Below are 13,133 nucleotides of genomic sequence, written 5' to 3'. Positions count from 1 at the left end.
CGCTCTGCCAGGTAACAAGTTGAAAAAAGATTGTTCAGGGAGTTTTCCGGGCCTTGGGTGCCGGAATCCGCAGGATCTGATTCAAGTCTCAACCTTGGCTGCATGTGTGTGATGCGGCGGTTGAAAACATCCCGGCCTCCACAGGGGCCTGGTCTTAAACCAAGAGGGCTTTATCAATGAGTGAATACAGACCGAGCAAGCCAAGCAACCCCAGAGACGACTGGAAGCTGTGGCTGGTGGTTAACCCCGGCACCTGGCTGATGCCCATCCTGATGGCTGTCCTGGTTGTTGCTCTGGCTGTGCACGCTTTCGTGTATGCCAACGACAGCTACAACCCGCTGACCTATGATGCGTCTGCGGAAGTTTCCGAGTAAGTCTGGATTCTTCTGAATCCAAACGACTTCTTGATTACACGTTAGAGGGTATTCCCAATGAATGACAGCATCTCCGGTCTGACCGAAGAACAAGCCAAGGAATTCCACGAGCAGTTCAAGACCACCTTCACCGTGTTCATGGTGTTGGCGGCAGCTGCCCACTTCCTGGTGTACCTGTGGAGACCTTTCTACTAAGGTCTTTACCGTCACCTCGTTTGAGGTAGCGGTGCGGGTAGAGGGGGTTTGGTGTATCCTTCGGCGTGGGGCGGACATTTGCAGAGGCCCGTCCCCCGCCAAGGGTTCCACCAACCCCCTCTACTTTTTTGCGTTTATGACATGCCTGCCTTCGCAATCCTGCATCTCACTCCTGGACAGGCTGAGCGCCTGGATGCTGGTGCGCCAGCCAACCTCCCCCCTGACCGCCTTACGTGCCCAAGCATGACGGATGAGTGGAATCCGTTGATGCGCTTCGGTTGTTTCTAGCATGCTCCAAGCTGGTTCTCCGCCCGGATTGACTCCGGGGAAGCCCTGTGCGGATTCTGATCCTGGCCACGGGATTCGGCCGGGTCTCCTGGTAACCTGCATGGGCATCATCCTGCTGGTGGTAGTCCTCGTCATGTCGGCCTGGCAGGCGAATCTGGTGGAATCCAATCAGCGTGACCGGTTATTGATCCAGGTTGTCGAGGTGGCCAACGCACTGCACTGGCGACGCGTGGATAGCCTGTCGTTCTCCATCGATGACCTGGGGACTCCGATTTTCGAGAGCATGCGGGTGCAGTTGAGGGCATTGTCCGAGCGTCATGGGGGAGGCGAACTCTGGACGGTCGCCCCGCGTGATGGCCATTGGGTCTTTGGTCCGGAAAGTCTCGATCCGGATGACCCGGATGCCAGCCTGCCGGGCACCCGTTATGAGTCCCCGCCCGATGAGCTGGCCTGGGTGTTGGAGTCTCGTCAGGCCACGACCACGCAGCCCTACACCGATGAATACGGGCAGTTCATCTCCAGCCTGGCACCGGTGGTCAACCCGCAAACGGGTGAGCTGATGATGGTTGTGGGGCTGGATGCCCCGGATGCGCTGTGGTGGTCGGAGATTCATCGTGGCAGCCGACCCGCCTGGCTGGCGGGTATGGGGTTGTTGATGGTCTTTGGTCTGGGCGTGGCCATTGTGACCCGACGTGGCCGCACCGGTGCCGTTCACCCCGCGGCACCCTACCTGGAGGCGGCGTTTGTCCTGGTCAGTGGCCTGTTGCTTACGGGGCTCGGGGTCAGCGTGGCCCAGCAACTCGATCAGCGCGAGCAGCAGGCGGCGTTTGCGCACTTGGTGGCGCTGCACTCCCAGGCCGGGCACCAGTCACCCTCATCGAATTCATCGATGTTCCCGCCCTTGAGCCAGACTCATGAGAGGGCCGGGGACCGGGCCTGGGGTGTGGGGGCTGTGGGACTGCTTTTCACGCTGCTGGCGACCATGCTGGTCATGCTGCTGAGGGTCAGGCAGTTATCCGTGGAGCGGCAGGTTCAGGAGCGCTCCGGGGAGCTCAGGAAGAGTCAGGTCATGCTCAAGGCCATCACTGATGTGGCCCAGGATGCCATCATCATGATGGACCCCGATGGTCGGGTGGTCTTTTGGAACCGTGCGGCGGAACGTCTACTGGGTCATCCTCGAGATGAAGCCCTGGGGCGCGATATGCACCAGTTGCTGGTGCCGGGCGGTCCGCCTCCTGCGGTGGGGCGGGCGATGCGTCACTTCGCTCACACAGGCGCCGGACAGGCCGTTGACCAGATTGTGGAGGTCTCCGCCCAGTGTCGTGATGGCAGCCGAATGACCGGTGAACTCTCCCTGTCATCACTGCAGATGAACGATGGCTGGTATGCCGTGGGCATCTTGCGGGATGTCGGGCGACGCAAACGGATGGAGCGCCGCCTGATTCGTCTGAACGAATGTCTGGCCAGCCTGGGGCCCGATTACCAGGAAAATATCACGCGGATCACCCAGGTGTGCGGCGAACTGCTGGAGAGCGAGGCGGCGCTGTATAACCGGCTCAAGGAAGGTCGGCTCTTCGCCCTGGGGCGTTGGCAAACACCCCAGGACATGCCGTTGAGCGACACGCCCGAGGGGCATGTCTGTTATGACGTGATCAATGGCACCCTGGGGGATGCGTATGTGAGCGGGGATTTGATGCAGACGCCCTATGCTGAGCGGGACCCCTATGTAAAACGCTATGGGCTGAAGTCCTATCTGGGCCATGCCGTCCGTTGTCAGGGTGAGGTGGTCGGGAGTCTCTGTGTCGTATCGACCCGCCACATGCAGCCCACGGATGAGGATGAACGTATCCTGGGAATTCTGGCGGCGGCACTGAGTGCCGAGGAGGGGCGTCATCTGGCGATGAGCCGGTGGCAGGAGGCCAAGGAGCAGGCAGAGCGAGCCAACCAGGCCAAATCGGACTTTCTGTCGCGCATGAGTCATGAATTGCGCACCCCCATGAATGCGGTCCTGGGTTTTTCCCAGTTGCTCGAGGCGGATCCATCCCTGGGCGAGGAACAGCAGGAGAGTGTGAAGGAGATCCTGCGGGGTGGGCGCCATCTGCTGGATCTGATCAATGAAGTGCTGGATCTGGCTCGGGTGGAGTCCGGCCGGATTGAACTGTCCATCGAGTCGGTGCCGCTGGCCGATGTGGTCAGGGATTGTCTGACACTGTTGCGACCATTGGCTCGGGACAAGGGCGTCACGATCCACGTGGGTCAGGTGGATCAGGTGCTGATGGCGGACCGCACCCGGCTCAAGCAGGTGCTGATCAATCTCATCTCCAACGCCATCAAGTACAACCGGCCCCAGGGTTGCGTGTGGCTGGATACCGAGGTGAATGCCGATAGCGTGCGGGTGCGCGTGCGTGACACGGGGCGGGGTATACCCGAACATCTCCGGGATTCCCTGTTCCAGGCCTTTGCCCGGCTTCACGAGGACGGCGATGAATCCATCGAGGGCACGGGCATCGGTCTGGCCATCAGTCAGCGTCTGATGGAGCTCATGGGCGGAGTGATTGGTATGGACAGGCTGGAGCAGGGGAGCTGCTTCTGGTTCGAACTCAAGGCAGGTGAGCCGGCGAGTTGCGGGCCTGGGGATGAGACCGGGCCGGCGCCTTCTCTGCCCGTCGACATGACGGGGCAAGATCGTCCGTTCACGGTGCTGCACGTGGATGACAATCCCGCCAATCTACGCCTGGTCGAGCACGTGCTGCGTCAGCGGGTGGGTGTGCAGGTGCTCAATGCCCCCTCGGGCGGCCTGGGTCTGGAACTGGCCCGAGGACATCGACCGGATTTGATCATTCTGGATATCAACATGCCGGGGATGAACGGCTATGATGTGCTACAGCACCTGCGTCAGCAGTCAGAGACAGCCCGCATCCCGGTGATTGCCTTGACCGCCAACGCCACCGAAAGGGATGTGGAGAGAGGTCACGAGGCAGGTTTTGATCGCTACCTCACCAAGCCGCTGGACATGGCAGCCTTCATACAGGTGGTGGATGCTTTTCTGAAGACGCCGAAAGTGGATCCCACAGAGGTATGAGATCCACCGCAAGTCCTCAGTCACGACGCCCGCCATGGTGAGTCTGCTCTCGTTCCAGTAACAGCAGGGTCCGCAGGAGGTGCTGTTCATCCTCTGGATTCAGGTCGAAGAATCGTCCGCCCACCAAGCGTAGTCCCTTGCCCTTGTCCTCTCTGGCGAATCGCACCTGTAGCCCGCAGTCGATGGGCGGGATGCCGGGGAGCGTCAGACCTTTGACGTTGAGCAGTTCCCTGGCGCCGATCGGTGTATCCAGGTCGAAATAGGCGCGCAGCCCACCCAGAGAGACATCCACCAGCCGACCGGTGAACTGACGCCCTTCGCGATTGGTCAGTGTCAACGGGGTGTCCAGGGCCTGTTCCACGGGTGTGCGGAAATGGGTGCGCTTCTGTTCCGAATCCATGTGTTCGGGAAGTCCCAGTACATAGAAGGCCACACCATCGTGCTCGCCGGTGTGCAGCACCTTGGAGCAGAAATGGGCGCCCATCTCACCGATGATGGCGTATACATGCATGGGTTGCCTGGGGGCGACCCTCAGGTGGCCCTGGTAGGGCACGAGTTCTTCCAGGAACAACCATCCATGGGAAGGGTCCATGCGCAATATGCGGCTGTTGAAGAACTCCTGTTCGTTTCCCAGTCGCACGCTCAGTGGAGCACCGCGCGCTTCCAGTTCCCTCAGTTGTGAAAGGATGTCGTCCGCAGTCATCATCGGGCGTCCCAATTCTATGGCCGGCGCGTGACGGGCCAGTGTCTGCATCTGTGCCATGGCGCTTGCTCTCCCCATGCGGGCAGGTGTGCCTACGGGTTTGACTAAACCCATCAATATAAGGTTAGCACAGCGTGAGATACATGGCGGCTGGGAATCGCCGCCGGATGATGTGCGGGATCAGGCTTTGGTGATCGGGCGGGAGGAACTGGCCGAGAAGGCGCGGCCGTGGGGGTCGTAGAGTTCGGTGCGGGCTTCCTCTCCGCGCAGGATATGCAGCGCCTGGTCCACCCGGCGTCGGCTGGTTTCCACCACACCGCCATTGACCTGATTCAGGCGATGGCAGTGAGACATGACTTCCACCAGGCGCTCCCAGACGGGACGCAGTACACCGTCTTCGTCCCAGTCGCGCAGCACTCGGTCCATGCCATGCGCGTTGGTCTCATAACCTTCCCGTTGCAGCAATTCCGTTTGTTGACGGGTCAGCGCTTCCAGTGCTTGCACGCGGACCTGTTTATCGGCCACGGCAGCGTTCAGTTCGTCCAGGTCGCGGGATGCCAGGGCTGCGCCCTCACGCTGCAGGGCGGATTCCAGGCTGGTGGCCTCACGCACGGACTGGCTGAGGATCTGGTCCAGGTGTTCGGGGAAGGGGGTGGGGTTCATGTGATCAGAACAGATTTTCCGATTTCATGAGCCCTTCCGCCACGTCCTGGGCATTCACCTGATAACTCCCATCCTGGATGGCCTGACGCAGTTCGGCGACGCGTTTTTCGTCCACCTGGGGCTGGGAAGCCGCGGTCTGCTCCAGGTCGCTGAGGCGTCTCGCTGCCCCGGTGAGCGTGATCTTGTCGGCCGTATTGTCGGCCGGGCTCGGGGTCTGACCGGCCCCTTTGCCGCCACGAGCGCTCTCGGTGGTGCCACGACTGTCACTGGCACCCCGCGCCTGCGGCTGGCTTAGATTCTTGACTTCGATGGACATATCCGTTCCTCGCACATACAAATACCGCCTCTGATGGTCCTTTTATCGGCTCGTCCTGGGAATTCTTTAACCCGCATTATGTGTCGGGCGTCACATATTAACACCCACCACGCCGGCGGAGAGTACGCGCCCCTCCACGACGCGTCGGGATGACAGATTGCGTACCCGTACCCGGTCCCCGTAGGCGCCGTCAGCCATGGCCTCGCCCGCCATGCGCACGCTGATCGCAGCGTTCTCTGATAACAGGGTGACCCGCTCGCCGCGATGCACCAGCCGCTGCGGCTCCACCATGTGGGGCGTGAGCACGGTACCACCGCGCAGGGCGCGACGCAGCACCATGTGATTGGCGCGTTCCGGGTCTACAAGATAGCCGCTGTGCAGGCCATCGAGTGCCTTGCGTTCCAGACGTATGTCAGTTGAGGATAGTACAGCCCTGCGAGGCAGGGAACGGTCGAGCACCACGACCTCGCCGCTCACGTTCACCTGCATGGGTACATACAGGTTCCAGGGCGAGGGGCCTGGGCAGCGGACCCCCACGGTGGTGTTGCCCACCATGCGTCCTCCGGGCGGAAGATCGGCCTCCAGGGGGGCGCCGCAGGCCCGCAGTCGCAGTCTCGGATCCAGTCTTCCCGGGACTACGCGGACCTCCAGATCGTCGCCGTGATGTTGCCGGGCCTGTTCGGTGAGAAATTCCCGGGCGGCGTTGAGAATATTGGCATGAGGTTCCACCTCCGAGGCCAGGGTTGTGGGTGGCAGTACCAGTAGGCACAGGGTCAGGCACGCCAGGACGGATCTGCTCCATCCACGACGTTTACGCATGACGCGGGATCCATGGGGCGGGTGCATGAGACAGGCATGTCTGACTTGGTTCATAATCGTACTCCGCGCATTCGTTGCCGGGATTCCGGCACCGGGGGCTGTTGGTGTGAAGGGATGCAATCCCAATGCCAGATCAGGCATCAAGGATTGCCCCGAACCGCCGATAACCCGGTAGATTGGCCATGTTTATCCCCGGGTGTTCCGCAGGAGGGGCCCATGAGCGACTTGTTGGATGGTGTGAATCGGCGTACCCAGATGGTCGGGCAGAACCGCCTCGAGCTGTTGCTGTTTTCTCTGGGTACGCGACAGATGTTTGCCATCAACGTCTTCAAGGTGCGCGAGGTGATCGCCTGCCCACCACTGAATCGCATGCCCAGCGCCCACTCCGTGGTGCGCGGTGTGGCCACCTTGCGTGGGCAAACCGTCTCGGTGGTGGACCTGGCCCAGGCCATCGGTATGGCAGCACCGGAACACGAGCAAAAGGCCTTCGTCATCCTCACCGAGTTCAACCGCTCGGTGCAGGGTTTGCTCGTGGCCTCGGTGGATCGCATCATCAATCTCAACTGGGATCAGATCCGCCCGCCCCCTCGGGGCACTCACAAGGACAGCTTTTTGACGGCCGTCACTCAGGTGGAGGATCGGCTGGTGGAAATCATCGATGTGGAAAAGGTGCTGGAAATGGTGACCGGTCCCTCCAAGGATGTGGATGAGGCCCTGTCCCGGGCCATCCGCGAGGGCGGGCGGGTACGCCGGGCCCTGGTGGCGGATGACTCCTCGGTGGCCCGCAAGCAGATCGTCCGCGCGCTCGCCCAGATCGGTGTTGAGGCCATCGTGGCCAATGATGGTCAGCAAGCGCTCACCAAGCTCAAGGAAATGGCTCAGCAAGGCCCTATTGATGAACAGATCGGCATGGTGATCTCGGATATCGAGATGCCCGTCATGGATGGATACACGCTTTCTTCCGAGATCCGCCAGACAACGGATTTGTCTGGCCTGTACATCCTGTTACATTCTTCCTTGAGTGGTACCTTTAACGAGGCCATGGTGCGTCAGGCAGGGGCGGACCGATTTTTGCCGAAGTTCAGTCCCGATGAGCTGGCTGAGGCCGTGCTGGGCCACCTGCAGCCCGAAGAGGTCGGGCAGTAACGGACACAGGGCAGGGGGCTGCCATCGGCGGCAACTCGTTGCCGCCCGCGGGGCCATTTGCGGGTATACTGCGTTTTCCGGTTCATCACCGGAGGCAGGCACAATCCATTAACCGGGAAGCACCAAAACATTGTCATCAGGCCCGATCGAACCCCAGGATTACGAGGACTTCAAGATCTTTCTTGAGCGGTCCTGCGGTCTTGTGCTGGGAGATAACAAGCACTACTTGGTGACCAGCCGGCTGTCCCGGCTGATGAAGGAATTCTCCGTTGCTTCGGTCAGCGAGTTGCTCAAACTGCTCAAGCGCGGTGGCCGCTCCGGTCTGCGTGAACGGGTGATCGAAGCCATGACCACGAACGAGACCTACTGGTTTCGGGATGTCTTCCCCTTCGAGATCCTCAAGAATCAGATCTATCCGGAACTGGCCAAAAAATCCCCCGGTTCCACGGTGCGCATCTGGTGCGCTGCCTGTTCCTCCGGCCAGGAACCCTATTCCATCAGCATGGCCACCAGCGAATATCTGCAATCGCGAGCCGGCAGCCTCAGGGATGTGCAGATCCTTGGCACGGATATCTCTGGTGCCGTGCTGCGCGAAGCCAGGGAAGGCAGCTACGACTCCCTGGCCGTGGCCCGGGGGCTGTCGCTGGATCGGCGCAATCGGTTCTTCATCCAGAAGGGCGACCGTTGGGAAGTGAAGCCGGAGATCAAGGCCCGTGTCAGTTACCGGGAATTCAATCTCCTGGACAACTACAATGCCATGGGGCGATTCGATATCGTCTTCTGTCGTAACGTGTTGATCTACTTCTCTCTCGAGTCCAAGCGGACCATTCTCAAGCGCATCTCCCAGATCCTTAATCCGGGCGGCTACCTCTTCCTGGGGGCCTCTGAGTCCATGGCCAATTATTCCGACGCCTTCGAGATGGTGCGCTGCAGCCCGGGCGTGGTCTACCGCCTCAAGAAGTAACTGTTCCGCGGCGTCAAACTTTCGACTTTCCTCATCGTGCCCTGGTCTCCTCCGGCGGTTTCTTGCCGGATTGCCCGCTCTTCCTGGTTTAACCTCCTCTCCAAGTGATTGAAAAAGCGCTTATTCGGCGCATGGCATGCTGTTTGCATTTCGACTGACAAGAGATTTTCTTGAGGTCGAAGATCATGCCGCTCTCATTTGACAACGCCCTGGGTATTCACGATGCAGCGCTGCAGGTGCGTTCCAAGCGCATGGAGCTGCTCGCGTCCAATATCGCCAACGCTGACACCCCCAATTACAAGGCCCGCGACCTGGATTTCCGGCAGGTGCTCAAACAGCAGCATCAACCGGACCAGTTGTCCATGCGTCGAACCCATGCATCCCACCTGGACGCGGCAGGCGGCGGCGGAGGCCTGGGGGAGCCGTTGTACCGGGTGCCGACTCAGCCTTCCCTGGACGGCAATACGGTGGATCCGCAACTGGAGCAGTCGGCCTTTGCCGAGAATGCTGTTCAGTACCAGGCGAGCCTGGATTTTCTGGGTGACAAGTTTACGGGCCTGCGCAACGCCTTCAAGGGCGGCCAGTAGGCCGGGGGATTGAATCATGAGCAACATGTTCAAGGTCTTTGATGTTTCCGGCTCGGCGTTGAGCGCCCAGTCCGTCAGGCTCAACACCATTGCCAGCAATATGGCCAATGCGCAGGTGGGCAGCACCACCGAGGAGGGGGCCTACCGCTCCAAGCAGCCGGTGTTTCAAACGGTGATGGATCAACTCAATCCCAACAGTTCCACGATGCCGGTGCGCGTCATGGACATCGTGGAAAGCGATGCGCCAGCGCGGGCGAAGTATGAGCCGGCGCATCCCCAGGCCAACGAGGATGGGTATGTCTTCATGCCCAACGTGAACATGGTGGATGAGATGGCCAACATGATCTCGGCCTCGCGCAGTTATGAAAACAATGTGGAAGTCATGAACACCACCAAGCAACTGCTGCTGCGCACGCTTCAGCTGGGGCAGGGCTAAGGAGGTATGAACCATGAGCGTTGATCTGAACATGCTGGAGGGACTGGGGCTTTCGTCGACCAATACCCAGCGTGCCGACAAGAGTCAGCAGGGCGAGTTGGGTCAGGAGGATTTCTTCAAGCTCATGATCACCCAGTTGCAGAACCAGGATCCCTTCGAGCCCATGGAGAACGGGGATTTTCTGGGGCAGATGGCCCAGTTCGGTACGGTGAATGGCATCGGCGAGTTGCAGAAGTCCTTTGAGGGCATCGCCCAGTCCGTGCAATCGGCCCAGACCCTGCAGGCGGCAAGCCTGGTGGACCGTGAGGTGCTGGTGCCGGTGGATATGGCGGGTCTTGGACCCGAGGGCGGCGTGCGGGGGGCGCTGGATCTCAAGTCCTCCGCCGAAGAGGTGACCGTGGGTGTCTATGACGCTGCGGGTGCACTGGTCAGGCGCATTCCCATGGGGGCTCAGGCTTCGGGGATGCAGTCATTCCATTGGGACGGCATGACCGATCAGGGCGAGCGGGCACCAGCCGGTGTCTACGAGTTTCGCGCCAATGCGGTGCGGGACGGCAGCAGCGAGCAGCCTGAACTGCTGCTGAATTCCCGCGTGGAGAGTGTGCGCACGGATCAGAGAAACGGCGGCATCAAGCTGCAAATCGAGGGTTTTGGGGAGATGGATTTCTCCGAGGTACGACGCATCGGCTGATGCATCTCGCCATCGGCTGATCATCACTATGAGGGGTATAGCATGCCATTCAATATCGGACTGACGGGACTGAACGCGGCCACCAAGGATCTGGAGGTGACCGGCCACAATGTCTCCAACGCCTCCACCGCGGGCTTCAAGGGGTCCCGGGCGGAGTTTGCCGACGTGTTCGCTTTGTCATACGCCGGGGTTTCCAATCTGGCCACCGGCAGTGGGGTGCAATTGTCGGATGTCTCCCAGCAATTCAATCAGGGAGACCTGGAGTTCACCCAGAATAACCTGGACCTGGCACTGAACGGCCGCGGTTTCTTCACTGTCGAGCGTGACGGCATCCGCGAGTACACCCGTGCCGGCCAGTTCATAGCGGACAAGGAGGGGTTCATCATCAATTCTGCCGGGCAGCGGTTGCAGGGCTATCCACCCGAAGGGGGTGCCGATGTGGGGGATATCCGTTTGACCACGGGAGAGGCCGAACCGCAGGCGACGACTGAGATTGAGGCCTTGATGAATCTGAGCGCGGCCGCGCCCACGATCCCGGCGGATCCGGCGGATCCTGCGGTCACTATAGACCCAGAGGATCCCGAGACCTATAACGAGTCGACTTCCCTGACTGTTTATGACTCACGAGGGGGGGAGCATACGGTGTCCTTGTTTCTTCAGCGAACTGACGAAAACACTTGGAATGTTGAGGCTTTCGCTGAAACCGATCCGGCCATTGGGCCTGAAAGCCGAGGGGCCGCCGACCTGACCTTTAATGAGGACGGGACGTTGGATACCGTCGCTCCTGATCCTTTCAACCTGGGTTTTGACCCAGGCAATGGGGCAGAGCCGCTGGATATTGACGTCGATTTCACTGAAACCACCCTTTATGGCGATCGCTTCAGCGTCAGCCGTCTCAAGCAGGACGGCTTCGCCCCGGGTCAGCTCATCGATGTGAGTGTGGAGTCCGATGGCACCGTGTTCGCGCGGTTTACCAACGGCGTCAACCGCTCCCTGGGCCAGGTGGCCGTGGCCAGCTTCGATAATCCACAGGGGCTTCAACCGGTGGGAGGCACCAACTGGGTGGAGACCTTCGGATCCGGTGAGCCCCTGATGGGTCGTGCCGGTGATTCCGGTTTCGGTCTGATTCAGGGCGGCGCATATGAGAACTCCAACGTGGATATCGCCGAGCAGCTGGTGAACCTGATCACGGCCCAGCGCAATTATCAGGCGAATGCCCAGGTGATCAGCACTGCCGACACCATCACCCAGACCATCATCAACATCCGGTAACGGAAAGGGTAAGGCCTCATCATGGACCGCATGCTCTATATCGCCATGACCGGTGCCCGGGAGGCGGCGCATTCCCAGGAGGTGAACAGCCACAACCTGGCCAATGCCAGCACCACCGGGTTCAAGAAGAACCTGGAGGCATTCATCAACCACCCCATGCATGGCCCGGTGTACGACTCCCGGGACTATGTGCAGCTGGAATCCATGCGCGCCGATTTTGCCCACGGACCGCAGATCTCCACCGGTCGCGATCTGGATGTGGCGGTGCAGGGGGATGGCTGGATCGCTGTGCAGGGCGCCGATGGCAATGAGGCCTTTACCCGGGCCGGTAACCTGCAGGTGGATGCTCTGGGCCTGTTGACGACGGTCGACGGTCGACCGGTATTGGGGGATGACGGTCCCATCGCCATCCCGCCATCCGAGACGCTTCTCATCGGTGGTGACGGCACCATCAGTGTGCGTCCACTGGGGCAGCAGCCCAACGTCCTGGCGGAAGTGGGCCGCGTGAAACTGGTGAATCCGAATCTGCAGGACCTGGAACGCGGCGAGGATGGCCTGTTCCGGCGTGCGGACGGTGGCGTCGAGCCGGCGGATGCCCAGGTGAGGCTACAGTCCGGCATGCTGGAGGGCAGCAACGTGAACACCGTGGAAGCCATGGTCAACATGATCGAACTGTCTCGTAACTTCGAGACACAAGTGAAGCTCATGAAAACCTCCGAAGAACTGGATCGCAGCAGTTCGCAACTGCTGCGCATCTCCTAAGGCCCAGCCAGGAGACTCTCGTCATGAATCAAGCACTCTGGATTTCAAAGACTGGCCTGGATGCCCAGCAGACACGCATGAATGTGGTGTCCAACAACCTGGCCAACGTCAATACCACGGGCTTCAAGAAGGGGCGCGCCTCCTTCGAGGATCTGATCTATCAGACCATCCGCCAGCCCGGCGCCCAGGAGGCCCAGAACAACCAGCTGCCCACCGGTCTGATGACCGGTGTGGGGGTGCGCACCGTGGCGACGGAGAAGATATTCGCCCAAGGAAATCATACTCAGACAGACAATGCCCTGGATCTTTCCATCCAGGGGCGAGGGTTCTTCGAGATCCTCACCCCGGAGGGCAACGTGGCCTACACCCGTGATGGCAGCTTTCAGTTGAACGCCGATGGACAGATGGTGATGTCCAATGGTTACGAATTACAGCCGGGGATCTTCATCCCCGAGGGCACCAAGAGCATCCACATCAGTCAGGATGGCATCGTCAGCGCCACCCTTCAGGGCGAGGAAAACGCTCCGGTGGAAGTGGGCAACATTCAGCTGGCGGATTTCGTCAATCCCGCCGGCCTGGAGCCGGTGGGGCAGAACCTGTTCGTGGAGACTGCCGCCAGCGGGGCGCCCCAGCAGGGCAACCCGGGTCAGGATGGCCTCGGCCGGTTGATGCAGGGCTCCCTGGAAAGTTCCAACGTCAATATCGCCGAGGAACTGGTGAACATGATCGAGACCCAGCGGGCCTACGAGATCAATTCCAAATCCATTTCCACCGCCGACCAGATGATGCAGTTCCTCAACCAGAACCTGTAATCAGGGTGATGTATCGGGGCATT

Annotated in this window: 15 protein-coding genes; 11 read left to right on the top strand and 4 right to left on the bottom strand. The window is 60.4% G+C overall.

Annotation, left to right across the window (positions count from 1 at the left end; genetic code table 11):
* The first annotated feature begins 176 nt into the window (after nt 1-176).
* From pufA to LPW29_RS07895, 3 genes are all read left to right on the top strand, one after another.
* Nucleotides 177-374 carry a light-harvesting antenna LH1, alpha subunit gene (pufA, locus tag LPW29_RS07905; RefSeq protein WP_090249762.1) on the top strand — a complete coding sequence of 66 codons (198 nt, stop codon included), beginning with the start codon at nt 177-179 and terminating at the stop codon, nt 372-374.
* 57 nt (nt 375-431) lie between these two features.
* Nucleotides 432-569 (top strand): light-harvesting antenna LH1, beta subunit, encoded by a 138-nt coding sequence (gene pufB, locus LPW29_RS07900; protein ID WP_025281777.1) that lies wholly within the window; start codon nt 432-434, stop codon nt 567-569.
* A 388-nt stretch (nt 570-957) separates the two neighbouring features.
* Entirely contained in the window at nt 958-3,939 is a 2,982-nt protein-coding gene (locus LPW29_RS07895) for a hybrid sensor histidine kinase/response regulator (RefSeq protein WP_238627558.1), read from the top strand.
* A gap of 16 nt (nt 3,940-3,955) precedes the next feature.
* On the opposite strand, the gene LPW29_RS07890 is transcribed toward LPW29_RS07895, so the two are convergent.
* From LPW29_RS07890 to flgA, 4 genes are all read right to left on the bottom strand, one after another.
* The gene (locus LPW29_RS07890; RefSeq protein ID WP_238627557.1) at nt 3,956-4,702 is read right to left on the bottom strand and encodes a flagellar brake protein; all 747 of its coding nucleotides are present in this window, start codon (nt 4,700-4,702) and stop codon (nt 3,956-3,958) included.
* A gap of 120 nt (nt 4,703-4,822) precedes the next feature.
* On the bottom strand, nt 4,823-5,305 hold the full coding sequence (locus LPW29_RS07885) for a flagella synthesis protein FlgN (protein ID WP_090249769.1): 483 nt from the start codon (nt 5,303-5,305) through the stop codon (nt 4,823-4,825).
* Between the two features lie 4 nt (nt 5,306-5,309).
* On the bottom strand, nt 5,310-5,621 hold the full coding sequence (gene flgM, locus LPW29_RS07880; protein WP_238627556.1) for a flagellar biosynthesis anti-sigma factor FlgM: 312 nt from the start codon (nt 5,619-5,621) through the stop codon (nt 5,310-5,312).
* A 90-nt stretch (nt 5,622-5,711) separates the two neighbouring features.
* Nucleotides 5,712-6,440 (bottom strand): flagellar basal body P-ring formation chaperone FlgA, encoded by a 729-nt coding sequence (flgA, locus tag LPW29_RS07875; RefSeq protein ID WP_238627555.1) that lies wholly within the window; start codon nt 6,438-6,440, stop codon nt 5,712-5,714.
* Nucleotides 6,441-6,656: 216 nt separating this feature from the next.
* On the opposite strand from flgA, the gene LPW29_RS07870 reads away from it, so the two are divergent.
* From LPW29_RS07870 to flgG, 8 genes are all read left to right on the top strand, one after another.
* Nucleotides 6,657-7,586 (top strand): chemotaxis protein, encoded by a 930-nt coding sequence (locus LPW29_RS07870; protein WP_238627554.1) that lies wholly within the window; start codon nt 6,657-6,659, stop codon nt 7,584-7,586.
* A gap of 130 nt (nt 7,587-7,716) precedes the next feature.
* Entirely contained in the window at nt 7,717-8,550 is an 834-nt protein-coding gene (locus tag LPW29_RS07865; RefSeq protein ID WP_090249779.1) for a CheR family methyltransferase, read from the top strand.
* Between the two features lie 185 nt (nt 8,551-8,735).
* Nucleotides 8,736-9,137, top strand: a complete 402-nt coding sequence (gene flgB / locus LPW29_RS07860) for a flagellar basal body rod protein FlgB (RefSeq protein ID WP_090249782.1) — start codon at nt 8,736-8,738, stop codon at nt 9,135-9,137.
* 16 nt (nt 9,138-9,153) lie between these two features.
* Complete coding sequence (gene flgC / locus LPW29_RS07855; RefSeq protein WP_238627553.1) at nt 9,154-9,573, top strand: flagellar basal body rod protein FlgC; 420 nt, start codon at nt 9,154-9,156, stop codon at nt 9,571-9,573.
* A 13-nt stretch (nt 9,574-9,586) separates the two neighbouring features.
* On the top strand, nt 9,587-10,264 hold the full coding sequence (locus tag LPW29_RS07850) for a flagellar hook assembly protein FlgD (RefSeq protein ID WP_177169793.1): 678 nt from the start codon (nt 9,587-9,589) through the stop codon (nt 10,262-10,264).
* A 42-nt stretch (nt 10,265-10,306) separates the two neighbouring features.
* Complete coding sequence (gene flgE / locus LPW29_RS07845) at nt 10,307-11,536, top strand: flagellar hook protein FlgE (protein WP_238627552.1); 1,230 nt, start codon at nt 10,307-10,309, stop codon at nt 11,534-11,536.
* Nucleotides 11,537-11,557: 21 nt separating this feature from the next.
* The gene (locus LPW29_RS07840) at nt 11,558-12,298 is read left to right on the top strand and encodes a flagellar basal body rod protein FlgF (protein ID WP_238627551.1); all 741 of its coding nucleotides are present in this window, start codon (nt 11,558-11,560) and stop codon (nt 12,296-12,298) included.
* A gap of 23 nt (nt 12,299-12,321) precedes the next feature.
* Nucleotides 12,322-13,110 carry a flagellar basal-body rod protein FlgG gene (gene flgG / locus LPW29_RS07835; RefSeq protein WP_238627550.1) on the top strand — a complete coding sequence of 263 codons (789 nt, stop codon included), beginning with the start codon at nt 12,322-12,324 and terminating at the stop codon, nt 13,108-13,110.
* The last annotated feature ends 23 nt before the right edge of the window (nt 13,111-13,133 follow it).

This window comes from Ectothiorhodospira sp. 9100, from assembly GCF_022227565.1.
Taxonomy (GTDB): Bacteria; Pseudomonadota; Gammaproteobacteria; order Ectothiorhodospirales; family Ectothiorhodospiraceae; genus Ectothiorhodospira; species Ectothiorhodospira marina.
The sequence above is the reverse complement of the archived record's forward strand: the minus strand, read 5'-3'. Positions and strand labels throughout refer to the sequence as shown.